The sequence below is a fragment of the Stenotrophomonas sp. YJH_SMC_64 genome (assembly GCF_059371375.1).
The window spans coordinates 1-24,363 of record NZ_JCAFUN010000022.1; the positions used below are offsets into that span (position 1 = coordinate 1).

General features: G+C 67.2%; 20 protein-coding genes. 14 read left to right on the plus strand and 6 right to left on the minus strand.

What is annotated here, in order from left to right; all coding sequences use genetic code 11:
• Positions 1 to 353: 353 nt before the first annotated feature.
• The 5 genes from AC5P9L_RS19870 to AC5P9L_RS19890 all read left to right on the plus strand — a co-directional run bounded on the left by AC5P9L_RS19870 (position 354) and on the right by AC5P9L_RS19890 (position 6,338).
• Positions 354 to 1,529, plus strand: a complete 1,176-nt coding sequence (locus AC5P9L_RS19870; protein ID WP_227415902.1) for a phosphoglycerate kinase — start codon at positions 354 to 356, stop codon at positions 1,527 to 1,529.
• Positions 1,526 to 2,179 (plus strand): HAD hydrolase-like protein, encoded by a 654-nt coding sequence (locus AC5P9L_RS19875; protein ID WP_005410834.1) that lies wholly within the window; start codon positions 1,526 to 1,528, stop codon positions 2,177 to 2,179. The genes AC5P9L_RS19870 and AC5P9L_RS19875 overlap by 4 nt, the downstream gene beginning before the upstream one ends.
• Before the next feature lie 216 nt (positions 2,180 to 2,395).
• The gene (gene pyk, locus AC5P9L_RS19880; protein WP_005410833.1) at positions 2,396 to 3,862 is read left to right on the plus strand and encodes a pyruvate kinase; all 1,467 of its coding nucleotides are present in this window, start codon (positions 2,396 to 2,398) and stop codon (positions 3,860 to 3,862) included.
• Positions 3,863 to 4,058: 196 nt separating this feature from the next.
• Positions 4,059 to 5,063: a class I fructose-bisphosphate aldolase gene (locus AC5P9L_RS19885; protein WP_005410832.1), complete on the plus strand. Its 1,005-nt coding sequence runs from the start codon at positions 4,059 to 4,061 to the stop codon at positions 5,061 to 5,063.
• Between the two features lie 129 nt (positions 5,064 to 5,192).
• The gene (locus AC5P9L_RS19890; protein ID WP_227415901.1) at positions 5,193 to 6,338 is read left to right on the plus strand and encodes an ABC transporter substrate-binding protein; all 1,146 of its coding nucleotides are present in this window, start codon (positions 5,193 to 5,195) and stop codon (positions 6,336 to 6,338) included.
• 92 nt (positions 6,339 to 6,430) lie between these two features.
• On the opposite strand, the gene AC5P9L_RS19895 is transcribed toward AC5P9L_RS19890, so the two are convergent.
• Complete coding sequence (locus tag AC5P9L_RS19895; RefSeq protein WP_005410830.1) at positions 6,431 to 7,030, minus strand: O-acetyl-ADP-ribose deacetylase; 600 nt, start codon at positions 7,028 to 7,030, stop codon at positions 6,431 to 6,433.
• A gap of 268 nt (positions 7,031 to 7,298) precedes the next feature.
• On the minus strand, positions 7,299 to 8,258 hold the full coding sequence (cysK, locus tag AC5P9L_RS19900; RefSeq protein WP_005410829.1) for a cysteine synthase A: 960 nt from the start codon (positions 8,256 to 8,258) through the stop codon (positions 7,299 to 7,301).
• A 207-nt stretch (positions 8,259 to 8,465) separates the two neighbouring features.
• Between cysK and AC5P9L_RS19905 the strand changes: the two genes are divergently transcribed.
• From AC5P9L_RS19905 to AC5P9L_RS19940, 8 genes are all read left to right on the plus strand, one after another.
• On the plus strand, positions 8,466 to 9,449 hold the full coding sequence (locus tag AC5P9L_RS19905) for a LysR family transcriptional regulator (RefSeq protein ID WP_005410828.1): 984 nt from the start codon (positions 8,466 to 8,468) through the stop codon (positions 9,447 to 9,449).
• A gap of 611 nt (positions 9,450 to 10,060) precedes the next feature.
• The gene (locus tag AC5P9L_RS19910) at positions 10,061 to 10,492 is read left to right on the plus strand and encodes a DUF2946 domain-containing protein (RefSeq protein ID WP_076739192.1); all 432 of its coding nucleotides are present in this window, start codon (positions 10,061 to 10,063) and stop codon (positions 10,490 to 10,492) included.
• Between the two features lie 69 nt (positions 10,493 to 10,561).
• Entirely contained in the window at positions 10,562 to 12,625 is a 2,064-nt protein-coding gene (locus AC5P9L_RS19915) for a TonB-dependent copper receptor (RefSeq protein ID WP_227415900.1), read from the plus strand.
• A gap of 274 nt (positions 12,626 to 12,899) precedes the next feature.
• Positions 12,900 to 14,006: an efflux RND transporter periplasmic adaptor subunit gene (locus tag AC5P9L_RS19920; RefSeq protein WP_060380122.1), complete on the plus strand. Its 1,107-nt coding sequence runs from the start codon at positions 12,900 to 12,902 to the stop codon at positions 14,004 to 14,006.
• Positions 14,003 to 17,128: an efflux RND transporter permease subunit gene (locus AC5P9L_RS19925; RefSeq protein ID WP_049448776.1), complete on the plus strand. Its 3,126-nt coding sequence runs from the start codon at positions 14,003 to 14,005 to the stop codon at positions 17,126 to 17,128. The genes AC5P9L_RS19920 and AC5P9L_RS19925 overlap by 4 nt, the downstream gene beginning before the upstream one ends.
• Complete coding sequence (locus AC5P9L_RS19930; RefSeq protein WP_227843525.1) at positions 17,121 to 17,717, plus strand: GNAT family N-acetyltransferase; 597 nt, start codon at positions 17,121 to 17,123, stop codon at positions 17,715 to 17,717. Before AC5P9L_RS19925 ends, AC5P9L_RS19930 begins: the two co-directional genes overlap by 8 nt.
• Positions 17,718 to 17,885: 168 nt before the next feature.
• The gene (locus AC5P9L_RS19935; RefSeq protein WP_227843524.1) at positions 17,886 to 19,406 is read left to right on the plus strand and encodes an alanine/glycine:cation symporter family protein; all 1,521 of its coding nucleotides are present in this window, start codon (positions 17,886 to 17,888) and stop codon (positions 19,404 to 19,406) included.
• Positions 19,399 to 20,232, plus strand: coding sequence for a TrmH family RNA methyltransferase (locus AC5P9L_RS19940; RefSeq protein WP_099524700.1), 834 nt, complete (start codon positions 19,399 to 19,401; stop codon positions 20,230 to 20,232). Before AC5P9L_RS19935 ends, AC5P9L_RS19940 begins: the two co-directional genes overlap by 8 nt.
• A 161-nt stretch (positions 20,233 to 20,393) precedes the next feature.
• Here the strand turns inward: AC5P9L_RS19940 and AC5P9L_RS19945 are convergent, their stop codons facing one another.
• From AC5P9L_RS19945 to AC5P9L_RS19960, 4 genes are all read right to left on the minus strand, one after another.
• A complete protein-coding gene (locus AC5P9L_RS19945) occupies positions 20,394 to 21,815 on the minus strand; it encodes a M28 family peptidase (RefSeq protein ID WP_012481115.1) in 1,422 nt (473 codons plus the stop codon).
• A gap of 224 nt (positions 21,816 to 22,039) precedes the next feature.
• Entirely contained in the window at positions 22,040 to 22,444 is a 405-nt protein-coding gene (mscL, locus tag AC5P9L_RS19950; protein ID WP_005410819.1) for a large-conductance mechanosensitive channel protein MscL, read from the minus strand.
• A gap of 54 nt (positions 22,445 to 22,498) precedes the next feature.
• A complete protein-coding gene (locus AC5P9L_RS19955) occupies positions 22,499 to 23,215 on the minus strand; it encodes a fumarylacetoacetate hydrolase family protein (protein WP_012481114.1) in 717 nt (238 codons plus the stop codon).
• 75 nt (positions 23,216 to 23,290) lie between these two features.
• Positions 23,291 to 23,572: a hypothetical protein gene (locus tag AC5P9L_RS19960; protein WP_005410817.1), complete on the minus strand. Its 282-nt coding sequence runs from the start codon at positions 23,570 to 23,572 to the stop codon at positions 23,291 to 23,293.
• 178 nt (positions 23,573 to 23,750) lie between these two features.
• On the opposite strand from AC5P9L_RS19960, the gene AC5P9L_RS19965 reads away from it, so the two are divergent.
• Complete coding sequence (locus tag AC5P9L_RS19965; RefSeq protein ID WP_111189389.1) at positions 23,751 to 24,086, plus strand: Rieske (2Fe-2S) protein; 336 nt, start codon at positions 23,751 to 23,753, stop codon at positions 24,084 to 24,086.
• Positions 24,087 to 24,363 lie beyond the last annotated feature (277 nt).

Below are 24,363 nucleotides of genomic sequence, written 5' to 3' on the forward strand. Positions count from 1 at the left end.
CGTTTTCCGCAGGAAAACGGATCTGACCCCTCTTTCCACTTGGAAACCCAATGCTCTTGCCGTCCGACACCGGGATATCGAATGGGCCGGGCAAGGGTGGGTTGGCGGGGGTGTCCGCGGCATGGATGCCGCGGCCAAGCCTCCACGGATGGATTCACGGCGTCCCCTGCCAGCCCACACCGCCCCGGCCCACTCACGGCACCACGAAGCGCCAGCGCTTTGGCTCTGGCTGTGCTGTTGCTGTTGCTGTGCGCCTCTGCCTGCCGCAGGCATCGACCCTCCCACCACCCGCACCCGATACAATGGCCGTCTGCCGTACCCCGGCATCCCGTCCCTGAGCCAAAGAGTTGCCCATGTCCATCGTCCGCATGACCGACCTCGACCTCTCCGGCAAGCGCGTGCTGATCCGCCAGGATCTGAACGTGCCGATCGAGAATGGCCGCATCACCTCCGAACAGCGCATCACCGCTTCGCTGCCGACGCTCAAGCGCGCGCTGGAGCAGGGCGCGGCGGTGATGGTCACCTCGCACCTGGGGCGCCCGAAGGAAGGCGTGTGGAGCGAAGCCGAGTCGCTGGCGCCGGTCGCCCAGCGCCTGTCCGAGCTGCTCGGCCGCGAGGTTCCGCTGGTGCGCGACTGGGTCGACGGCGTCGACGTGCAGCCGGGCCAGCTGGTGCTGCTGGAAAACTGCCGCATGAACGTCGGCGAGGGCAAGGACGATGAAGCCCTGTCGAAGAAGTACGCGGCGCTGTGCGATGTGTTCGTGATGGATGCCTTCGGCACCGCGCACCGTGCGCAGGCCTCCACCCACGGTGTCATCCGCTTCGCCCCGGTGGCTGCCGGTGGCCCGCTGCTGATGGCCGAACTGGACGCGCTGGCGCAGGCGCTGGATGCACCGGCCAAGCCGCTGCTGGCCATCGTCGCCGGCAGCAAGGTCAGCACCAAGCTGGAACTGCTGGCCAACCTGGTCGGCAAGGTCGACCAGCTGATCGTCGGTGGTGGCATCGCCAACACCTTCATCGCTGCCGCCGGTTACAACGTCGGCAAGTCGCTGTACGAGCCGGACCTGCTGGACACCGCGAAGAAGATCGTGGCCGATGCCAAGGCGCGCGGCGCCGACATCCCGCTGCCGGTGGACGTGGTGACCGCCAAGCAGTTCATGCCCGACGCGGTCGCCGAGGTGAAGGCGGTCGACGCCGTTGCCGAAGATGATCTGATCCTGGACATCGGCCCGCAGACCGCGGCGCAGTACGCGCAACTGATCGAGAAGGCTGGCACCGTGGTCTGGAACGGCCCGGTCGGTGTGTTCGAGTTCGAAGCCTTCAGCAAGGGCACCGAAGCGCTGGCCCGCGCCATCGCCAGCTCCAGGGCGTTCTCCATCGCCGGTGGCGGCGACACCCTGGCGGCGGTCGACAAGTTCGATATCGCCCAGCAGGTCAGCTACATCTCCACCGGCGGCGGCGCGTTCCTGGAGTTCCTGGAAGGCAAGACCCTGCCGGCGGTGGCCGCACTCGACGCGCGCGGCGCATGAGTGCCGGGCACGGCAAGGATGTCCTGTTCTTCGACCTGGACGGCACGCTGATCGACTCGCAGGTGGGCATCACCGCCTGCATCGCCTATGCGCTGCAGAAGATGGACCATCCGGTGCCGCCGCAGGAGACGCTGCTGGGCTGGATCGGTCCTTCGCTGCGTACCACCTTCACGCCACTGTTCGTTGAACCAGCGCGGGTGGAGCAGGCGGTGGGCTATTACCGCGAGCGCTTCGACGCCGAAGGCTGGCGCGAACACACGGTGTACCCGCAGGTGGAAGACACCCTGCGCACGCTGCATGGCCGAGGCCACCGCCTGGCGGTGGTCACCGCCAAGAACGAGCCGCATGCGCGCCGCATCCTTGCGCACCTGCCGTTTGGCGGGCTGTTCGAGGAGATCGTCGGTTCGACCCTGGACGGCTCGCGCAGCCACAAGCCCGAGCTGGTCGGGGAGGCACTGCGCCGCCTGCAGCTGCAGCCCGCACAGTGCTGGATGATCGGCGACCGCCGCATGGACATCGAGGGCGCACGCCACCACGGCCTGCGCAGCGTGGGCGTGCTGTGGGGCTTTGGCGGTGAGGCCGAACTGACCGAAGCCGGTGCGGGCCAGCTGGCTCGCGAGCCGGCACAGCTGACGACGCTGTTGGCCTAGCCGCCCCGTCTGGAGAGCTGGCCCCATGCTCGGCTGATTGCGGCCCACGGTGCAGCCGGGCATGGCCCGGCTCTACAGAACGCCCTGCGCCAGCGTATGTCCGGGTGATGTCCGTTCCATGACCCGCGAAGTCAGGCAGCACAAGGCTGTAACCGTATACATGCGGCGTGAAGGATGTGCTAATTTCCGTTCTTTATCGGGAGAGGCCCATTCACCATGTTCGAGCGTCAGCGTCGCACCAAGATCCTTGCCACCCTCGGTCCGGCCACTGATCCGCCGGGCGTGCTGGAGGATCTGTTCCGCGCCGGCGTCAACGTGGTGCGCCTCAACTTCAGCCATGGTGACCCGTCCGGCCAGGCCAAGCGTGCCGCCGAAGTGCGTGCCGCCGCCGCCCGCGTCGGCGTGGAAGTGGGCATCCTGGCCGACCTGCCGGGCCCGAAGATCCGCATCGAGCGCTTCGCAGAAGGCAAGGTGCAGCTGAAGGCGGGCAACCGCTTCGACCTCATCGCCAGCACCAGCGCCGGCCCGGGTGATGCCACCCAGGTGGGCGTGAGCTACCTCGGCCTGCCGCAGGACGTGGGGCCGGGCGATGTACTGCTGCTCGACGACGGCCTGATGCAGCTGCAGGTGGTGGAGGTGCAGGGCGAACGCATCATCAATACCGTACTGAACGACGGTGTGCTGTCCGACCGCAAGGGCCTGAACAAGCAGGGCGGCGGCCTCTCGCTGGGCGCGCTGACCGAGCGCGACAAGGAGCTGATCGGCATCGTCGCCAAGATCGGTGTCGACTTCATCGCCGTGTCTTTCTGCCGCAACGCGCAGGACATGAACGATGCGCGTGACATCGCCCGCTCGCATGGCTGTGATGCTGCACTGGTGTCGAAGATCGAGCGCACCGAGGCCATCGAGAACCTGGAAGAAATCGTCGAGGCCAGCGACGTGGTGATGGTCGCCCGTGGCGACCTTGGCGTGGAGATCGGCGATGCCGAACTGCCGGGCCTGCAGAAGAAGATCATCAAGGCCTCGCTGGCACAGAACAAGGTGGTGATCACCGCCACGCAGATGCTGCAGTCGATGGTGGAAAGCCCGATTCCGACCCGTGCCGAAGTGCTGGACGTGGCCAACTCGGTCATCGACGGCACCGATGCGGTGATGCTGTCGGCCGAGACCGCTGCAGGTGCCTGGCCGGTCAAGGCGGTCGAAGCAATGGCGCGCATCTGCCTGGGGGCCGAGCGCCAGTTCCAGACCGAGACCGACTTCAACGCTTCGCCGCGCAACCTCGAGCGTGCCGACCAGGCCATTGCCATGGCTACCATGTTCCTGTCCCAGCACGTGGGCGTGCGCGCGATCGTGGCAATGACCGAGTCCGGTGGCACCGCGCGTTACCTGTCGCGTTTCCGCGCCAAGGCGCCGGTGTTCGCGGTGACCCGCCATGACGGCGCGCGCCGGCAGATGGCGCTGATGCGCGATGTGTTCCCGATCAACTTCGACAGCCGCGGCCTGACCCCGCGCGAAGCCGCGCGCGGCAGCATCCGACTGCTGGTGGAAGCCGAACTGCTGCAGGCCGGCGACCGCGTCGTGTTCACCAGCGGCGAGCACATGGAAACCCACGGTGCCACCAATACCCTGCGCCTGCTGGAAGTGGGTGAAGACGGCCGCGCCATTGGGCTGGGCGATCTGTAAACCCAGTCGGCCTCGGGTCGGAGCCGCTGCGCGGATCCGACCCGGGGTCAGATCCCCAAAGGGGCTCTGACCCCATGCCGCAGGACATCCCTTGTCCTGCGCGGACATTGGAATCGTTTCCATCCTGGCCTCGACACCGGGGCAACGGGCAGCGGGGCTATACTTACGTTTTTCCCGCACCCGCCACAGGAAATACATGAGCATCGAACAGCTGGCCGAAACCGCCCAGGCCATGGTCGCCCCGGGCAAGGGCATCATCGCGATCGACGAATCCACCGCTACCATCGCCAAGCGTTTCGCCGGCGTCGGTATCGAGAACACCGAGGAGAACCGTCGTGCCTACCGCGAGCTGCTGCTGACCACGCCGAAGCTCAACGAGCACATTTCCGGCGCCATCCTGTACGACGAAACCATCCGCCAGTCGACCAGGGACGGCGTGCCGTTCGCCAAGTACATGGCCGACCACGGCATGATTCCGGGCATCAAGGTGGACAAGGGTGCGCACCCGCTGGCCGGCTGCCCGGGCGAGCTGGTCACCGAAGGCCTGGACGGCCTGCGCGAGCGCCTGCAGGAGTACTACAAGCTGGGTGCGCGCTTCGCCAAGTGGCGTGCGGTCATCAACATCGGCGAGAGCATTCCGTCGGGCACCTGCATCGAGTCCAACGCCCATGCGCTGGCCCGTTATGCCGCCCTGTGCCAGGAATGCGGCCTGGTGCCGATGGTCGAGCCGGAAGTGATCATGGACGGCGACCACGACATCGAGACCTGCTACGAAGTCACCGAAGCCACCCTGCGTTCGCTGTTCGACGCGCTGTACCAGCAGAACGTGCTGCTGGAAGGCACCATCCTGAAGGCGTCCATGGTCATCTCCGGCAAGAACTGCGATGAGCAGGCCGACGTCGAGGAAGTGGCCGAGTCGACCGTGATGTGCCTGAAGAGCACCGTGCCGGCCATCCTGCCGGGCGTGGTGTTCCTGTCCGGTGGCCAGAGCGACGAGCAGTCCACCGAGCACCTGAACGCGATGAACCAGCTGGGCAACCTGCCGTGGCCGCTGAGCTTCTCCTACGGCCGCGCCATGCAGCAGGCCGCGCTGAAGCTGTGGGCCAAGGACATGAAGGGCAACTACGCAGCCGCCCAGAAGACCGTGTACGAGCGTGCCAAGGACAACGGCCTGGCTGCGCTGGGCAAGTGGAACGGCTGATCCGTCCCATCGCTGGATGAACAAGGCAGCGCCGGCATCACGCCGGCGTTTGCTTTTGCGGGTATCTTTTCCGCCCCCGCGTGCCCGGCCGGTACGCGGGAACCACATGGAAGGCCAAGGAGAAACAACATGCGTTTGGCAGCAATCACACTGGCCGTCGCCACGGTCCTGGTCGCCGGCGGGTGCAACCGTATCGGCGGCGGCGCAGAGGCAGGCAAGGCCGCGTCGCTCGATTTCGACAAGCCGGTGTCCGGCGAGATCACCTCGCGCAGCGGCATCAACTTCAATGATGGCAGCCATCACCAGCTCTACCAGATCAAGCTGGAAGACAAGGATCTGGTCGGCCTGAAACTTACTGGTGCCCTCAGCGGCTCGATCGCCGTGTTCAACAACGGCAGTCTTGTTTCCACCAGCAACACCGGTTACGAACGCGAAGGCGACGTCTCGCTGGCGTTCCGTGCCAATGGCGGCGGCACCTACCAGGTGGCGGTCAATGCCGATGGCCCGACCGCCTTTGGTCCGTATCGCCTGCGAGCCGAGAAGCTGAAACCTTACGACGGCAAGCTGTTGGCGGGCAGTGGCGAAATCGTGGACATGCTGGCCAGTGATTCGCAGGACTACACCCTGCAGGTGGACAAGGCCGGCCTGTACGAAATCCGCCTGGTGTCGGATGTCTTCGATCCGGTGCTGAAGCTGTCGGGCCAGGGCGTTGAAGCCGAAAACGACGATGGCAACGACAGCACCAACTCGCGGCTGACCCTGTCGCTGAAGCCGGGCAAGTACACCCTGACCGCGCGCGGCCTCGGCAGCGGTGTCAATGGCATGTTCACCCTGTCTGCCACCCGCATCGAACTGCCGGGGAATCTGGTCGAGCGCGATGGCACCGCCCTGCCGAAGTCGGGCAGCGTGTACACCATGCTGGACAACGAAGGCCGTCGCCGCTTCCTGCTGACCCTGGACCGGCCGGCCGACGTGCGCCTGGATGCGATTTCCAGCCAGGTCGATACCGTGCTGCGCGTGGTCGGTGGCGATGTCGAGCTGACCGACGACGACGGTGGCAACGGTACCAACTCGCGCCTGGAAGAGACTCTGCCGGCCGGTCATTACACCGTCGACGTGTCCAGCCTGAACAATGGCGCAGGCATGGTCGAGGTGCGCGTGCAGGTGGAAGGGGCCAGCGCCGATGGCGCTGCCGCCTCGGCTGCACGTGCCGCTGCCGACGCTGCAGCCGCCGTGGCCGATGACGCCGCTGCGGTGGAAGCTGCCAGTCGTTGAGCGTGATCCACGCCATGCGTGGATGACATCAATGGTGCAACTGAGAAGGCCGGGCAATGCCCGGCCTTTTCCTTTTCGCGCTGCATCGCGATTCAATGCGCGGCGGCAAAACCCGCGTCACCCAGGGGCGGCAGCATCGACCCGCGCGGTTCGCTGTCGGCGCTTTGCCCGGCGGCACTCAACGCCTGCTGGTAGGCCTTGGCCGTAGCGGTATTGAACGCCACCAGCACGATGCGCATCGGTTGCGCATGGCTGCGCTGCCAGGCCAGTGTTTCGGTCACTGCGATCTGCGCGGCCTGGTACAGCGGATAGCCGTATACGCCGCAGCTGATGGCTGGGAATGCGATCGACTGCACGCCCAGCGATTCGGCCAGCTGCAGCGACTTCCAGTAGCAGTTGGCGAGCAACGCCGGTTCATCGCGCTGGCCGTCGTGCCAGACCGGGCCCACCGTGTGCAGTACGTAGCGTGCAGGCAAAGCGTAAGCACTGGTGGCGCGCACTTCGCCGGTCGGGCAACGTACGCCCGGGCGCAGCTCCGGCAGCTGCTCGCATTCGGCCAGCAACGCGGGCCCGGCCGCACGATGGATCGCGCCGTCGACACCGCCACCACCGAGCAGCGTTTCATTGGCCGCGTTGACGATCGCATCCACCGCCAGGGTCGTGATGTCGCCCTGCCAAACTTCGATCTTCATGCGTCCGTCTCCTGCCTGTGAGGTGATCCGCGCAGCATCTGCGCCGGCTGTTCCCACGGTAGGGGACAGGGCATCGATACTGCGTCATGACCGTCTCACGCGCTGCGATCCGACGGCCTTCACGCACGATGGCGGGCGACGCCTTCATGCAGGCTGAAGCAGAAGGGGGTCGGAGCCCTTTCCCTGCGGAAAAGGGATCCGCCCCCGGGCATGTAACAGGATGGGGTCGGATCCTTTTCCGGATGGAAGAGGCTCTGACCCCCGGGTGTCACGGCAGGCCGGCCAGCCAGTCGTCGTCAGAACCCTCGTTCACATCGGCAAACAGCGGCGTGGAGAAGTAGCGTTCACCGGTGTCCGGCAGCATCGCCAGGATCACTGAACCCGGTTCGGCACGTGCGGCCACGTCCAGTGCGCTGGCCACGGTAGCGCCGGCGGAGATGCCGACGAAGATGCCTTCCTCGGCGGCCAGTCGGCGCGCGGTGGCGATCGCGCGGTCATCTTCCACCGTCAGCAGTTCATCCACCACATCACGGTTGAGCACGTCGGGCACGAAGTCCGGGGTCCAGCCCTGGATCTTGTGCGGCTTCCAGTCATCGCCCTTCAGCAGTGCGGCGCCGGCTGGCTCGGTGGCGATGATGCGGGTCTGCGGACGCGCGACCTTCAGCACTTCGCCCACGCCGGTGAGCGTGCCGCCCGTGCCCCAGCCGCTGACGAAGTAGTCCAGCCGCTTGCCGGCGAAGTCGCGCAGGATCTCGGCGGCGGTGGTGTTGCGGTGATACGCCGGATTGGCCGGGTTGGCGAACTGGCTGGCCAGGAACCAGCCGTGCTGCTCGGCTAGTTCGCGCGCCTTGCGCACCATGCCGCTGCCGCGTTCGGCGGCCGGGGTCAGGATCACCTTGGCGCCATAGGCGCGCATCAGCTTGCGGCGCTCCACCGAGAAGGTCTCGACCATGGTCGCCACGAACTTGTAGCCGCGCGCGGCGGCGACCATCGCCAGCGCCACGCCGGTGTTGCCAGAAGTGGCTTCGACGATGGTGTCGCCCGGCTTGAGCAGGCCACGCGCTTCGGCGTCGAGGATGATCGCCAGCGCCAGGCGGTCCTTGACCGAGCCGCCCGGGTTGAACGACTCGACCTTGGCGTAGACGCTGACCTGCGGCGGCGCCAGGCGCTGCAGCTTGACGATGGGGGTATTGCCGACGGTGTCGAGGATGGAGTCGTACAGGGCCATGGAAGCGCTCCGGAAACAGGGCCGCGCCGGACGCCGGCGGGCAGAAGGGGAGGGCTGGCTGTTCAGGCCAGCGGCTGCCGGCTGACCGTAGCGCCGGCATATGACGCCCGGAAATGACCAGATACCTTTCTTAAACAACCTTTGGTTATAAGCTGGTGACGGCAATTGACCCTAGAGTGGACCTCCGCCCCACGCCGCCCGCCTCCCATGACGCTGACCCAGCTGCGCTACCTGGTCGCCATCGCCGACGCCGAGCTGAACATCACGCTGGCCGCCTCGCGCGTGCACGCCACCCAGCCCGGCCTGTCCAAGCAGCTCAAGCAGCTGGAAGACGAGCTCGGCTTCCTGTTGTTCGTGCGCAAGGGCCGCAGCCTGGAGTCGGTCACCCCGGCCGGCACCGAGGTCATCGCCCGCGCCCGCGCGGTGCTGGCCGAGGCCAACAACATCCGCACCTACGCGGCCAACCAGCGCCGCGAGAGCCAGGGCCAGCTGATCCTGACCACCACCCACACCCAGGCGCGCTTCGTCCTGCCGCCGGCGGTGGCAGCGATCAAGCAGGCCTATCCCCAGGTGAGCGTGCACCTGCAGCAGGCCGGTGAAACCGACGCGCTGGACCGCTTGAATCAGGGTGACGCGGATATCGCGATCATCAGCACCGCCGGCAGTGAGCCCACCGATGGCATCGCGGTGCCGCTGTTCCGCTGGCGACGCCTGGTGGTGGTACCCAAGGGGCACCCGCTGGACCGCGCCGGCCGCGCACCGGACCTGGCCGCGTTGGCCCGGCAGCCGCTGATCAGCTACGAATCCTCAACCCGCCCGAATTCCTCGTTGCAGCGCGCCTTCGCTGCCAACGGCCTGGCGCCGGACCTGGCGCTGACCGCGCTCGATGCGGACCTGATCAAGACCTATGTGCGTACCGGGCTGGGCGTAGGCCTGCTGGCGGAGATGGCGGTCAGTTCCAGCGACGAAGACCTGCGCTCGTGGCCGGCGCCAGACCCGATCAGCGAGTGCATTGCCTGGGCGGTGTTGCCGCGCGACCGGGTGCTGCGCGATTACGCGCTGGAGCTGGTGCACGTGCTGGCACCGCAGATTGATCCGCGCGATCTGCGCAGGGTGCTGGATGGCAACCAGGCCGCCGCGTGGCCGGTGCCACCGACCTGGGAGTCACTGACCCAGACCATCACGGTGTGAGGGGTTGGTCGAGCAGGGCTTGCAGCCCTGCACCTGCTGCGGACAAAGGCAACAGCAACAGCAACAGCAACAGCAGAAGCGGCATTCCGTGGGTTGGTGGGGCGGTGTCGGAGTGCGGGGACGCTGCAAGTACGTCCCTGTAAGCTTGGCAGCCGCATCCATGCGGCTGACACCCCGCACTCCGACACCGCCCCACCTCTGACAGATTCCGGCGGCTGTTGGTAGGTGTCGACCTTGGTCGACACGGTAGATCCACGCCATGCGTGGATGCTTTTCGATTCCAGTTCGAAATATTCGATTCCGATGGAGATTCATCCACGCATGGCGTGGATCTACAGCAGATCGCGAGAATCTGTCGATGGCGGGGTGGGTCCGGTTGCGGGGGCGTGAGCCGCATGGATGCGGCGACCGAGCTTACATGGACGTACTTGCAGCGCCCCCCGCAACCGGACCCACCCCGCCTAACTCACAGGAAGCCAGCTTTTGATGTTGCTTCGGCTCTTGCTGTTGCTCCAGCTCGCAGCGGGTGCAGGGCGCAGCCCTGCCGATAAACCCCCTCCTGCGACGGTTCGTCGCACGGGTAACCCTGGACCCGCCTCTACACTAGCGGGGTGACCCGCCTGTCCCGCCCGCAGCGTCTTCTGCTCCAGCTCGCCATCCTGGCGACGCTGCTGATGGTGCTTGCGCCGCTGGTCAGCCGCGCGCTGCAGGCACAGCCGATGGAGCACGCCGCGATGGCGGGCATGGACCATGCCGCGATGGGCCATGACATGCACGCCATGGCCATGGCCGGGCACGATCAGCACGGCGCCGCGCCGGCAGCGCCCAGCCCCGCGGCCGATCCCCACGCCATGCATGGCGAAGCCTGCGAATACTGTGTACTGGCCATGCGCCTGCTGCCATGGCTGGCGGTGCTGGTGCTGCTGTTGCCGTTGCTGTGGCGGCCGCGCCTGGTGTTCCCGTGGTCGCAACAGGTGCTGCCCGTACCGCACTGGCCCGCACATGCCGCACGTGGGCCACCGCGCGTCTCCATCGTCCGCTGATATCCCCGTGAATCTGCCGCACGACGCCTGACCGGGCGCCGTGCGCGTGCGTACCTTGGAGCTGTTCCGATGAAAATGACTTCCCGCCTCGCGGGCGCTTGCGCGCGCCTGCCGGTTGCCCTTGGCCTGGCCGTGACCACGTCACTGGCCTACGCTGCGCCTGCCGAAGAGGCGCGTACCCTCGATACGATGGTGGTCACCGCCGCCGCACCGTCCTCGCCGCTGCACTGGGTGACCGACCCACGCCTGCCGCGGCAGCCGGTGCCGGCCAGTGATGGTGCCGATTACCTGAAAACCGTTCCCGGCTTCTCTGCCATCCGCAATGGCGGCACCAACGGCGACCCGGTGCTGCGCGGCATGTTCGGTTCGCGCCTGAACATCCTCAGCAACGACGGCAACCTGATCGGTGCCTGCCCGTCGCGCATGGACAATCCGCTGTCCTACATCGCGCCGGAAAGCTTCGACCGGTTGACCATCATCAAGGGCCCGCAGAGCGTGCGCTGGGGCGCAGGTGCCTCGGCCGGTACCGTGCGCTTCGAGCGCGACACGCCGCGCTTCGATGAACCCGGCCTGCGTGCCGATGCCAGTGCGCTGGTCGGTTCGCGCAACCGCAATGACCAGGTGCTGGACCTGACCCTGGGCAATCCGACCGGCTACGTGCGTGCCAGCGGCAACCGGTCCGAAGCCGATGACTACAAGGACGGCCACGGTGACGTGGTGCCGTCGAAGTGGCGCAAGTGGAACGGTGACGTGGCCATCGGCTGGACGCCGGATGCCGACACGCTGCTGGAGATTTCCGCCGGTGCCGGCGATGCGATCGCGCGTTATGCCGGGCGCGGCATGGACGGCGCCGCGTTCGAGCGCACCAGTTACGCGGCACGCTTCGAGAAGCGCAACCTGCCGGGCGCGTGGGACACGGTGCAGGCCAACGTGTACTACAACGAAGCCGACCACGTGATGGACAACTACACGCTGCGCACGCCGAATCCCAACAGCATGATGCCGATGCCGATGGCCTCGAACGTGGACCGCCGTACCCAGGGCGGCCGGGTCAGTTCCGAGTGGCGTTGGCAGGATGTGCAGCTGGTGGCGGGTGTGGATGGCGAAGACAGCCGCCACCGCGGCCGCATGGGCATGGGCCGCGATACCTACCGGCAGGCGGCGTGGGAGACTGATGCCAACTTCCGTCGCTATGGCGTGTTCAGCGAACTGACCCTGGGCGCCGGCACCGACCAGCGCTGGATCAGTGGCCTGCGCATCGACCGCGCCAGCGTCCGCGATGAGCGGCAATCGATCCGCGGAATGATGGGGAACAGGCCCAATCCGACTGCGGGCCAGCGTCGCAAGGAATGGCTCGGCAGTGGATTCCTGCGTTACGAGCAGGACCTGGCCGACGGCCTGACCTGGTACGCCGGGCTCGGCCACGGTGAACGCATGCCCGACTACTGGGAGCTGTTCTCGCCCAACCATGGCCCGGCCGGCGCAGTGAACGCGTTCACCGGCGTGCAGCCCGAACGCACCACCCAGCTCGACGTCGGCCTGCAGTACAAGGGACCGCGCGTGCAGACGTGGGTTTCGGCGTACGCCGGGCAGATCCAGGACTACATCCTGTTCACGTACCACGGCAGCGGCATGATGGGCATGAGCCAGGCCCGCAATGTCGACGCGCGCATCGCCGGTGCCGAGGCGGGCCTGGAAGTGAGCCTGGCCGGGCAGTGGAAGCTGGGCGGCACGCTGGCCTATGCCTGGGGCGAGAACCGCGACCAGCAGCGTCCGCTGCCGCAGATGCCACCACTGGAAGCACGCCTGAGCGCGAACTGGGAAGGCCAGCGCTGGAGTGCCGGGGCACTGCTGCGTGCGGTGACCCACCAGCACCGCGTGGCCGAGGGCCAGGGCAACGTGGTCGCACAGGACCTCGGGCCGAGTGCAGGTTTCGCCACGTTCGCGCTCAACGCCGCGTACCGTTTCAGTTCGCAGCTGCAGCTCAGCGCGGGCGTCGACAACCTGTTCGACCGCGCCTACAGCGAGCACCTGAACCTGGCCGGCAGTGCCGACTTCGGCTTCCCGGCCGACCCGGTGCGCATCAACGAGCCCGGGCGCAGCCTGTGGATGAAGGTGAACTACCGGTACTGATCCGCCGGGTGAAAAAAAACCGGGGCCGGATCCCCGCCAGGATCCGTCCCCGCCCGACGCCCTCTGTCGGGCAGCTTCGACTCTACGATGGCAACGCCCGTGGTGCACGGCTGGATACAACCCGACACACGCCGACACCGCCAAGGGCAGCCTTGCACGGAACGGGTTCAAGGCGCTATCACGGCTTCGGTTCCACGATGGTAAACGCTTGGCACATACCGCTTTTGCGGGGCCTTGCCTACACTCGGCGGCCGTGGATCAATCAGGACCATTCATGTTGGCTCGTATCGCTTCGACCCTGGCCCTTGGCCTCAGCCTGGCCGTGTTGGCCGGGTGCGCAGGCAAACAGGAGGCCGCCGCGCGTCGGCAGGGCGAAGCAGTGCCGGTCACGGCGCAGGTGGTGCAGCCCACGCAGTGGAACGACACCCTGCAGGCGCTGGGCACGGCCAAGGCGCGCGAGTCGATCAGCGTCACCGCCAAGGTCAGCGAAATCGTCGAGAAGGTGCATTTCGAAAGCGGCCAGCACATCGCCGCCGGCGCACCGATCGTGACGCTGCGCGGGCAGGCCCAGGAAGCGGCGCTGGTTCAGGCGCAGGCCACCTTCCACGAGGCCGACCAGTTGTACAAGCGCCAGCGCGAGCTGGCCTCCCAGCGGTTGGTGTCCAGCGCCACGCTGGATACGCAGAAGTCGATCCGTGATGCCGCCGAGGCGCGCGTGATGCAGATGCAGGCCGACATCGGTGATCGCCGTGTGCGCGCACCGTTCGCCGGCGTGCTCGGCATCCGCCAGGTCAGCCCAGGCTCGCTGGTGACCCCGACCACGGTCATCGCTACGCTCGACGACATCGAGCACATGCACATCGATTTCCAGGTGCCGGAAGTGGAACTGGCCGCACTGGGCGTCGGTGACAAGGTCAGCGCCACCAGCGTGGCGTGGCCGGGCCGCACCTTCGAGGGCGTGGTCAGCACCATCGACGCACGCATCGACCCGGCGACCCGTGCGGTGACCGTGCGCGGCGATTTCGCCAACAGCGACCACGCGCTGCGCCCGGGCATGCTGCTGGACGTGCGCCTGTTCCGCCCCGAGCGCCCGGCGCTGGTGGTGCCGGAAATTGCCGTGGTGCAGGTGGGCCGCGACACGTTCGTGTACCGCATCAAGAGCGACGACAGCGTCGAGCGCGTGGACGTGGTGACCGGTGCGCGCCGTGCCGGCGTGGTTGAGATCAAGCAGGGCCTGGAAGCCGGCCAGCGCATCGTGGTCGATGGCACCGGCAAGCTGCGCCCGGGCCTGAAGGTCGCGGCCAAGGATGCGGCGCCGGCCAGCGGTGCCAAGCCGGCGGATGCACCGGCGCCGGTCGCGGCCGAGGGCCACGGCGGATGAAGCTGTCCGACATCTCCATCCAGCGGCCGGTGTTCGCCGTGGTGATGAGCCTGTTGCTGCTGGTGCTGGGCGTGATGTCCTTCACCCGCCTGACCCTGCGCGAACTGCCCGCCATCGATCCGCCGATCGTGTCGGTGTCGGTGGACTACACCGGCGCCTCGGCGGCGGTCATCGAAAGCCGCATCACCCAGGTGCTGGAAGATGCGCTGGCCGGCATCGAAGGCATCGATACGATCAATGCGCGCAGCACCAACGGCCGCTCGCAGGTCAGCATCGAGTTCACCTCCAACCGCGATATCGAAGCGGCGGCCAATGACGTGCGCGATGCGGTCAGCCGCGTCGCCGACCGCATGCCCGAAGAAGCGCGTCCGCCGGAAATCGCCAAGGTCGAGAGCGATGCCGACCCGATCATCTGGTTCAACATGGTCTCCTCGACCATGGACACGCTGGAGCTGAGCGACTACGCCGACCGCTACGTGGTCGATCGTTTCTCCAGCCTCGATGGCGTGGCCCAGGTCCGCATCGGTGGTCGCCAGCGCTATGCGATGCGCATCTGGCTGGACCGTGACCAGCTGGCCGCGCGCGGGCTGACCACTGGCGATGTGGAAACCGCACTGCGCAACGAGAACGTGGAATTGCCGGCCGGCCGCATCGAGTCGACCGACCGTGACTTCACCCTGCGCGTGGAGCGCAACTACATCAAGCCGGAAGACTTTGCGACCATCCCGCTGGGCAAGGGCCGCGACGGTTACGTGGTGCGCATGGGCGACGTGGCGAAGATCGAACTGGCTTCGGCCGAGCGTCGCGCGTACTACCGCAGCAACGGCGAGCCGGGCATCGGCCTGGGCATCGTCAAGACCTCCACTGCCAACTCGCTGGACGTGGCGCGTACCGCGCGCGCTGAAGCCGAGCGGGTGGCGCTGACCCTGCCCAAGGGCACGCAGATCTTCGTCGCCTTCGACAACACCACCTTCATCGAAGCGGCGGTGGATCGCGTCTACGCCACGCTGGTGGAAGCGATGATCCTGGTGCTGGCGGTGATCTGGCTGTTCCTTGGCAGTTTCCGCGCTGCGCTGATTCCGGCCGTGACCGTGCCGGTCTGCCTGGTCGCGGCGTTCATCGCGCTGTATGCGTTCGATTTCTCGATCAACCTGCTGACCCTGCTGGCCCTGGTGCTGTGCATCGGCCTGGTGGTGGACGATGCGATCGTGGTGGTGGAAAACGTGCAGCGCCGCATCGACCTGGGCGAGCCCCCGCTGGTGGCCTCCAAGCGCGGTACCACACAGGTCGCCTTCGCGGTGATCGCCACCACCGCCGTGCTGGTGGCGGTGTTCCTGCCGGTCGGTTTCCTGGAAGGCAATACCGGCCGCCTGTTCCGCGAACTGGCGGTGGCGCTGGCGGCAGCGGTTGCGTTGTCCGCGTTCGTGGCGCTGACGCTGACGCCGATGATGGCCTCCAAACTGCTCAAGCCGCACACCGGGCAGGCACCGCGCGGCCTGCATGGCTTCGTCAACCGCAACCTGGAGCGCCTGGCCTCCGGCTATGGTCGCGTGCTCGACCATCACGTGGACCGCACCTGGATCTACCTGCTGGTGATGGTGGCCGCGCTGGCCGCCAGCTGGGGCCTGCTGAAACTGCTGCCGTCGGAGCTGGCGCCGGCCGAAGACCGCGGTTCGTTCCAGATCATGATCGACGGCCCGGAAGGCGCCGGCTACGACTACACCGTGCAGCAGGTACAGCAGGTGGAAGCGCTGCTGGCCCCTCACGTCGGCCCGGACAAGCCGATCGTGCGTGCCAACCCCCGCGTGCCCGGCGGCTTCGGTGCCAGCGAGGAAATGCACACCGGCCGCGTCAGCATCTTCCTGCAGCCGTGGCGCCAGCGCAGCGAGGCCACGCCGGACGTGGCCAACGCACTGCAGAAGGAACTGGACACCATCCGCGGCGTGCGCGTGCGTACGCAGGTGGGCGGCGGGCTGGTGCGCAGTGGCGGCCAGCCATTCCAGATCGTGCTGGGCGGCCCGGAATACGCCGAGATCGCGCAGTGGCGTGACCGCATCCTGCTGCGCATGGCCGACAATCCCGGCCTGGTCGGCCCGGATTCGGACTACAAGGAAACCCGGCCGCAGATGCGGGTGAACATCGACCGCCAGCGTGCGGCGGATCTCGGCGTGCCGGTCACCGCGATCGGTTCGGCGCTGGAAACCATGATGGGTTCGCGTCGCGTTACCACCTTCGTCGACAACGGCGAGGAGTACGACGTGCTGGTGCAGGCCGGTCGCGATGGCCGTGCCAGCCCGGCCGACCTGGCCGCGATCCGCGTGCGCGCCACCTCCGGCGAACTGGTGCCGCTGTCCAACCTGGTCACGCTCAGTGAAGTGGCCGAGGCGGGCACGCTGAACCGCTTCAACCGCCTGCGCTCGATCACCATCACCGCCGGCCTGGCACCGGGCTATCCGCTGGGCGAGGCCATCGCCTGGGCGCAGAACGTGGCCCGCGAGGAACTGCCGCAGTACGCGCAGGTGAACTGGAAGGGCGAATCGCGCGAGTACCAGAGTGCGGGTGGCGCGGTGCTGCTGACCTTCGCCATGGCCCTGCTGGTGGTTTACCTGGTGCTGGCCGCGCAGTTCGAGAGCTTCATCCACCCGCTCACCATCATGCTGACCGTGCCGCTGGGCGTGCTCGGTGCCTTGGTCGGGTTGTGGGTGAGCGGCGGCACGGTGAACCTGTTCAGCCAGATCGGCATCGTCATGCTGGTCGGCCTGGCAGCGAAGAACGGCATCCTCATCGTCGAATTCGCCAACCAGCTGCGCGACGACGGAAGAACCGTGCGCGAGGCGATCATCGAATCGGCGATGGTGCGCCTGCGCCCGATCCTGATGACCTCGATCGCCACCGTGGTCGGCGCGATTCCGCTGGTGGTGGCCGGTGGCCCCGGCTCGGCCAGCCGTGGCACGATCGGCATCGTGATCATCTTCGGCGTGACTCTTTCGACGTTCCTGTCGCTGTTCGTGGTGCCGGCGTTCTACGCGCGGCTGGCCCCGTACACCCGCTCGCCGGAAGCGGTGAAGCGCGAGCTGGAGAAGCAGGAAGCCGAATCGCCCTCGGTGGGCGGGCATGCCTGACCGGCACGCCGACGGGGTCGAACCAGGGGTCGGATCCCTTTCCGGAACGGAAAGGGCTCTGACCCCGCCCCTACAGGGAGAAGGTTTCCGCCTGCGCCCTTGGCGCCCGGATGACCTGGAATCCCTGCTGCGCCATGCCAACGACGCCGAGGTGTCGCGCGGCCTGCGTGATCGCTTTCCGTACCCGTACACGCGCGAGGATGGCGAGGCCTTCCTGGCGGGCCGCGTGCTGGCCCCTGGCACGCTGAACCTGGCCATCGAGATCGACGGCCAGGCCTGCGGCAGCGTCGGTGCCCAGCAGGGCGTGGCCGAGCGTGGGCATACCGCCGAACTGGGTTACTGGCTCGGCCAGGCCTACTGGGGCCAACGCGTGATGACCCGCGTGGTCGGCCTGTTCGCACCGTGGGTGATGGACGAACTACGCCTGTTCAGGCTGCAGGCCACCGTGGTCGACTTCAACCTCGGCTCGGCCCGTGTACTGGAGAAGAACGGCTTCCAGGAAGAGGGCGTGGAGCGCTGTGCGGTCTACAAGCGCGGCGTCCTGCACGACCTGCGCCGCTTCGCCCGGGTACGCACCCAGCTGCCCTGACCCCAACCTGCCACACGGGCGAACTGGGGTCGGATCCCTTGCGCGGCGCGCAAGGGATCCGACCCCATCCTCTTGGCGCTACCGCAGCGGCCTTCGATCAGGGAGAATCGACCGGTCCCTTCCAGCCGACGGGACGTCCTTACAACCCGCCGACTGGAGAGAGCGCGCGTGGAAGCAACCGTACATTTCATCAACAGCATCATCTGGAGCAAGGCACTGATCTCCGTGTGCCTGGGCGCCGGCCTGTTCTTCAGCCTGCGCACGCGCTTCATGCAGATCCGCGGCTTCCTCGAGATGTGCCGCCTCACCGTCAAGGGTGAGAAATCCGACGCCGGCGTGTCCTCGTTCCAGGCCCTGGCCATGTCGATGGCCGGCCGCATGGGCATCGGCAACATCGCCGGCGTGGCCACCGCCATCGCCTTCGGCGGCCCCGGTGCGATCTTCTGGATGTGGGTGATGGGCTTCCTCGGCGCGTCCACCTCGTACGTGGAATGCACCCTGGCGCAGATCTACAAGACCAAGGACGCTGAAGGCCGCTACCGCGGTGGCCCGGCCTACTACATCGAAAAGGCCATGGGCCTGAAGTGGTACGCGCTGGCCTTCGCCATCGCCACGATCATCGCCGCCGGCTTCCTGATGCCGGGCGTGCAGGCCAACGCGATCGCCGACAGCATCATCAACGCCTGCCGCGGTACTGCCCTGTGCGGTCCGCTCGATGGCCAGGCCTTCGGCATGGAGTCGGTGCAGGCGCTGAAGCTGGGCATCGGCATCGTGGTCGCGCTGCTGCTGGGCGTGGTGATCTTCGGTGGCGTCAAGCGCATCGCCAACTTCGCCGAAGTGGTGGTGCCGTTCATGGCCGCCGGCTTCATCCTGATGGCCATCGTCATCATGATCATCAACTACGACCGCGTGCCGGAGATGTTCAACATCATCTTCAGCAGCGCCTTCGGCACCCACGCCGCGTTCGGCGCGATGATGGGCCTGGCAGTGGAGTGGGGCATCAAGCGCGGCATCTACGCCAACGAAGCCGGCCAGGGTTCGGGCCCGCATGCAGCGGCCGCCTCGGAAGTCTCGCACCCGGCCAAGCAGGGCTACGTGCAGGCTTTCGCCATCTACTTCGACACCATGATGGTGTGCACCGCCACCGCCTTCCTGATCCTGGCCAGCGGCACCTACAACGTCTACTCGCCCGCAGGGGCCGGCGCCGCGCCGATCTTCCAGGGCCTGGCCGGCATTCCGGAAGGCGCGGGCTATGCCCAGGCCGGTGTGGAAGCCGTGCTGCCGGGCTGGGGTTCGGCGTTCGTGTCCATCGCCATCTTCTTCTTCGCCTTCACCACCATCATGGCGTACTACTACATGGCCGAGACCAACCTCAGCTATGTGAACCACAACAGGAAGCGCCCGCTGACCGTGCTGGTGCTGCGCCTGGGCATCATCGGCATGGTGGTGTTCGGCGCGTTCCATAATGCGACCCTGGCCTGGGCGCTGGGTGACATCGGCGTCGGCCTGATGGCCTGGCTGAACATCATTGCCATCCTCATCATCCAGAAGCCGGCCATGCTCGCCCTGCGTGATTACGAACGACAGAAGAAGCTCGGCCTCGATCCAATCTTCGACCCCGATGCCCTGGGCATCAAGAACGCCGATTTCTGGCGTCAACGCAAGCTGGAGTTGTCCCGTAGTGAATGATCCCTGGAAGAATGCCCGCCGCCCGTCGTCGCGACCGCCGCGGGCCACCCCGCTGCCACCGCGTGAGGGCGGCACCCCGCCGCCGCCGGGGCGCGGCAACGACGAACTGCGCCTGTATGGCTGGAACGCCGTGCAGGCGCTGTTCGCCAATCGCCCGCAGGCGCTGCGCAAGCTGTACCTGGTGGACGCGCTGATTCCCCGCATGCAGCCGGTGCTGAAGTGGTGCGTGGCCAACCGCGTGGGCTATCGCGTCGTCGAGGAAGGCGATCTCAACAAGCTGGCTGCCACGACCCATCACGAAGGCCTGGTGGCCGACGTGCTGCGTGCGCCGGTCGTGCCGCTGGCGCAGTGGCTGGCCGATCTGGAGCAGGGCCCGGTGCTGGCGTTGTGGCTGGATGGTGTCGGCAACCCGCACAACTTCGGCGCGATCCTGCGCTCGGCCGCGCATTTCGGCGTCAAGGCGCTGCTGCTGCCGGCCGGCAGCACGCTGGCGCTGTCCGGTGCTGCCGCACGCGTGGCCGAAGGCGGGGCGGAGTCGGTGCCGCTGGTGCAGCTGCCGGAGACTGCAGAGGCGATGGCGCAGCTGCGCAGTGCCGGTTTCGGCCTGGCCGCAACCCTGGTCGAGGGCGGTGACGACGTGTTCCGCGCGTCGCTGCCGTCGCGCCTTGTGTACGTGATGGGCGCTGAAGGCGAGGGCATGGACCGCGGCCTGGCCAGCGAATGCGACATGCGGGTCTCGATTCCCGGCAGCGGCGCGGTGGAGAGCCTGAACGTGGCCTCGGCCACGGCCGTGCTGCTGGCGCAGTGGGCAAGTCGCCGCGGGTGATCCCGTATCCGGGGTCGCATGATCGGGGTCGGATCCCTCGCCGAAGGCGAGGGCTCTGACCCTGCCGGGTTCCTGATTCAGGACCCGCCTTGGTGGGTGCGAACCTTGATTCGCACCGCTCCTGCCGCTGCGCTCGCCGGGCATGGCCCGGCACTACCGCATCATTCGTTCGGAGGCGTGGTCGCCTTGGCTTCGCTGCCGAAACTGCCATCGGCTTCCGCCGCCAGGTACGCGAACACCGTATACGCGGCCACGTTCTGCGCCAGCGCCTTCGGGTCGATCTTGTCCAGCGTGTCGTCGGCGGTGTGGTGCAGGTGGAAGTAGTCCGAGCCGTCCTGCGCCAGCCACGCCCACGCACCGCCCTTGGCGGCCAGCGGGCCGACGTCCGGGCCCGGGCCACCCTTGTCGGCCTGGTACTCGATGCCCAGCGGCTTCATCACTTCGGCAATCTGCTTCGTCGCTTCACGCGAGCCTTCCGGATTCGGTGAACCGGTATTGAAGGCGTAGATGCGGCCTGCGCCGAAGTCGCTCTCGGCGGCCAGCTGGTGCAGGGCCACGTCCTTGGCGTGTGCCTCGGCATAGGCCTTGCCGCCGTAGAGGCCCTGTTCCTCGTTGGCGAAGGCGATCACGCGGATGGTGCGCTTCGGTGCCTGCTTGAGCTGGCCGATCAGGTGGCCGGCGGCCATGGTGATGCCCACGCCCGCGCCGTCATCGACCGCGCCGGTGCCCAGGTCCCACGAATCCAGATGGCCGCCGATCACCACCACTTCCTTCGGCAGGCTGCGGCCGGTGATCTCGCCGATCACGTTGTACGAGGTCGCCGTACCATCCCAGCCACAGTCCAGCGCCACCTTCACCGTGGTGCTGCCACGGGCCAGCAGGCGCGCCAGCTGGTCGGCATCGGGCACCGACAGTGCCGCCGACGGCACCGGGGTCAGGCCATCATCGAAACGGGTGATGCCGGTGTGCGGCACGCGGTGGGAGTCGGTACCGGCCGAGCGCATCAGGAAGCCCACCGCGCCCTTGCGGATCGCTTCTGACGGTCCCTTGCTGCGGATTGCACCGCCGCGGCCGTAGTCGCGGCCATCGCGGAACGGCAGCATCTGGTAATCGACGAAGGCGATCTTGCCCTTCAGCGAACCGGCCGGTGCCGCCTGCAGGGCGGCCAGATCGGCGAAGCGCACCACCTCCGCTTCCACCGTGCCGCCCGGGCTGCCGCCCAGCGCAGTGATCTGCAGCGGCTGCGGGTTCCTGCCGGTCACGGCAGCGTGTTCACTGCGCCGCTCCCATTTCGGGAAGGTCACCGGTTCCTTCCACACCTTGTCGAAGCCCAGTGCCTTGAACTTGGCTTCGGCCCAGGCCACGGCGCGGGCGTCGGCCTCGCTGCCGGCGATGCGCGGGCCGATTTCGGTGGTGAGCGATTCGACCACCTTCCAGCCGGTGTCATCGGCCAGCGCCTGGTCACGCAGCTGTGCGGCGGTCGCCAGCGACGCCGGGGGCAGGGTGGTGGTATGCGGCGCCGCGAAGGCCGGGGCGGCCAGCAGGGCGAGGGAGGATGCGATGGCAAGGACGCGGCGACGCATGGACAACTCCGGGAAGGGACCAAGCCTTGGAGCTTAACAGTCGTTCAGCCCGGCGCATGGGCGGGAGGTCATGGCTGGCGCGAACGCTGTTTTCCGCCATGTCCGGCAAAGCGAAAGCCCTGCCGGAGCGGGGCTTTCGCGCAGTCGCGGTAGTGCCGGCCGCTGGCCGGCTTCCGTATGTGCTGGCCTTGCCGGCCAGCGGCCGGCACTACCGTTCTGCCGCCTTATTTCTTCAGGCTGTCGCGGATCTCGCGCAGCAGCACCACTTCCTCGGCCGGTGCGGCCGGTGCAGCCTCCTGCTTGCGCGACAGGCGGTTGATCGCCTTGACCACGATGAAGATGGCGAAGGCCACGATCACGAACTGGATCAGCGTATTGATGAAGTCACCATAGCCGATCACCACGGCCGGAATCTCCTTGCCGTCCGGCCCGATGCGGGCCGGTGACAGCGTCCACGCCAGCTGCGAGAAATCCACCTTGCCGATCAGCAGGCCCAGCGGCGGCATGATGATCTTCTCGACCAGCGCCGTCACGATCTTGCCGAAGGCCGCGCCGATCACCACGCCGACGGCGAGGTCGATGACGTTGCCGCGCATCGCGAATTCCTTGAACTCGGTGAGCATTCCCATTGTTGTTTTTCTCCGGTGGGGAAGTGGACAGCGCGCAGGGTAGCGCAGCTGATGTCAGCCGGCGATCACGCCGTGGCGCTCGGCCACATTTTCCAGGCGCGCGCTGAAGCGGTCGCCGGGCTTCAGTGCAGCCACGCCTGACGGGGTGCCCATGAACACCAGGTCGCCGGCACGCAGCTGCCACAGCTTGGACAGCTCGTGCAGGATCTCCGGCACGTTCCAGATCATCTGGTCCAGCAGCGCCTGCTGGCGCACCTCGCCGTTGACCTCCAGCGACAGGTTGAGCGCGGCCAGATCGCCGACCTCTTCGGCGTGGACGATTTCGCTGATCGGCGCGGAGGCATCGAAGCCCTTGGCCGCATCCCACGGGTGGCCCTTGTCCTTGGCCGCAGCCTGCAGGTCGCGGCGGGTCAGGTCCAGGCCGACGGCGTAGCCGTAGACCAGTGCTTCGGCATCGGCCACGGCCAGTTCGCCTGCGGGCGCATCACGGCCGATCGCCACCACCAGCTCCACTTCGTGGTGCAGGTTGGCGGTCGCCGGCGGGTAGGGGATGGCGTCGTCATGGCCGACCACGATCGCATCGGCCGGCTTGCTGAAGAACATCGGGCGGCCACGGTCATCGGCCGCCGGCACCGCCGCGCCCATTTCGCGGGCGTGGTCGGCGAAGTTGCGGCCGACGCAGTAGATGCGGTGCACGGGGAAACTGCCACCGCCCACCACCGGTACACGCGGCAGGGCTACGGCAGGGATCACATCGGAGACATCGGACATGCGGGCATCCAGGAAGGGCGTGCCCGCAGTCTAGAACGCATGGCGCCCGCCGTCAGCGGGCGCGCAGGAGGTGGATCAGCGCGAGGCCGGCAACACCGGCTTGCGTACCACGCGGTACTCGCCTTCGACCACGGTCGGGTCGACCGGACGGGCAACACCCGGCTTGCGCGAGGCCAGCAGCTTCCACGCCAGGCCCACCAGGATCATCGCCGCACCGACGAACACGCCGATGAACACCATCGCGGCCAGGATCGCCAGGCCAAGCAGGCCCACGGCAACGCGCACCAGCGGGTGGCGCGGCTTGCGCGGCGCGAACAGGGTGCGGAACTGGTTGAAGGCGGATGCGCGATTGAACATGGCGGCTCGATAGGCTGGGATCAGCGAAACCAGAGTATCGGGACGCGCCACTGTCATTGAGTGAAAAACTCGTTAAATATAGCCTGTGCTTATTACGGATCAATGACTTGTGTTCATGTCGCAGCCAGTCACCTGAGTGGGCGTGCGACAATGCGGGTTTACTGTCCGAGCCTTCGCCATGACTGCCCCTGCCGCCCTGATCGCCCTTGATGCCATTGCCGATGGCGCGTTTGCCGAGGTCGAAGCGGTGGTTGATGGCGATGCCGAATCGCTGGTGCTGTACCGCGACGGCGCGCAGGTGCGTGCGTTCCTGAACATCTGCCCGCACGCCGGCCGCCGCCTGGACTGGGCCCCGGGCCAGTTCCTGAAGAGCCGCGAGGGCCACCTGGTGTGCGCCGCGCATGGCGCCTCGTTCACGTTGGACAGCGGCGACTGCATTGCCGGCCCGTGCAAGGGCGACAGACTGCGCGCCGTACCGGTGGACGTGCGCGACGGGCAGGTTTACCTGGCCTGATGTAACCGGTGTGCGGACCAAGGTTCGCACCCACAGGATCAATGGGTATCCACATCAATGGGTATCCAGAGATTCATCCACGCATGGCGTGGATCTACGGTGTCGACCAAGGTCGACAGCTACCAGAGCGAGATCCGTGCCGACCAACGGTCGGCACCCACCACCAGCCTCGTGAAACCGTCGAAGGCGGGGCACTGTGGGTTTGCGGGGTGTGAGCGGCATGGATGCCGCGACCAAGCCCCCATGGATGGGTTTACGGCGTCCCCGCAAACCCACA

What these genes read in the sequence shown, in the direction of transcription:
- AC5P9L_RS19870 (WP_227415902.1), top strand. Translation starts at nt 354, where the DNA reads ATGTCCATCGTCCGCATGACCGACCTCGACCTCTCCGGCAAGCGCGTG.
- AC5P9L_RS19875 (WP_005410834.1), top strand. Translation starts at nt 1,526, where the DNA reads ATGAGTGCCGGGCACGGCAAGGATGTCCTGTTCTTCGACCTGGACGGC.
- pyk (WP_005410833.1), top strand. Translation starts at nt 2,396, where the DNA reads ATGTTCGAGCGTCAGCGTCGCACCAAGATCCTTGCCACCCTCGGTCCG.
- AC5P9L_RS19885 (WP_005410832.1), top strand. Translation starts at nt 4,059, where the DNA reads ATGAGCATCGAACAGCTGGCCGAAACCGCCCAGGCCATGGTCGCCCCG.
- AC5P9L_RS19890 (WP_227415901.1), top strand. Translation starts at nt 5,193, where the DNA reads ATGCGTTTGGCAGCAATCACACTGGCCGTCGCCACGGTCCTGGTCGCC.
- AC5P9L_RS19895 (WP_005410830.1), bottom strand. Translation starts at nt 7,030, where the DNA reads ATGAAGATCGAAGTTTGGCAGGGCGACATCACGACCCTGGCGGTGGAT.
- cysK (WP_005410829.1), bottom strand. Translation starts at nt 8,258, where the DNA reads ATGGCCCTGTACGACTCCATCCTCGACACCGTCGGCAATACCCCCATC.
- AC5P9L_RS19905 (WP_005410828.1), top strand. Translation starts at nt 8,466, where the DNA reads ATGACGCTGACCCAGCTGCGCTACCTGGTCGCCATCGCCGACGCCGAG.
- AC5P9L_RS19915 (WP_227415900.1), top strand. Translation starts at nt 10,562, where the DNA reads ATGAAAATGACTTCCCGCCTCGCGGGCGCTTGCGCGCGCCTGCCGGTT.
- AC5P9L_RS19920 (WP_060380122.1), top strand. Translation starts at nt 12,900, where the DNA reads ATGTTGGCTCGTATCGCTTCGACCCTGGCCCTTGGCCTCAGCCTGGCC.
- AC5P9L_RS19925 (WP_049448776.1), top strand. Translation starts at nt 14,003, where the DNA reads ATGAAGCTGTCCGACATCTCCATCCAGCGGCCGGTGTTCGCCGTGGTG.
- AC5P9L_RS19930 (WP_227843525.1), top strand. Translation starts at nt 17,121, where the DNA reads ATGCCTGACCGGCACGCCGACGGGGTCGAACCAGGGGTCGGATCCCTT.
- AC5P9L_RS19945 (WP_012481115.1), bottom strand. Translation starts at nt 21,815, where the DNA reads ATGCGTCGCCGCGTCCTTGCCATCGCATCCTCCCTCGCCCTGCTGGCC.
- mscL (WP_005410819.1), bottom strand. Translation starts at nt 22,444, where the DNA reads ATGGGAATGCTCACCGAGTTCAAGGAATTCGCGATGCGCGGCAACGTC.
- AC5P9L_RS19955 (WP_012481114.1), bottom strand. Translation starts at nt 23,215, where the DNA reads ATGTCCGATGTCTCCGATGTGATCCCTGCCGTAGCCCTGCCGCGTGTA.
- AC5P9L_RS19960 (WP_005410817.1), bottom strand. Translation starts at nt 23,572, where the DNA reads ATGTTCAATCGCGCATCCGCCTTCAACCAGTTCCGCACCCTGTTCGCG.
- AC5P9L_RS19965 (WP_111189389.1), top strand. Translation starts at nt 23,751, where the DNA reads ATGACTGCCCCTGCCGCCCTGATCGCCCTTGATGCCATTGCCGATGGC.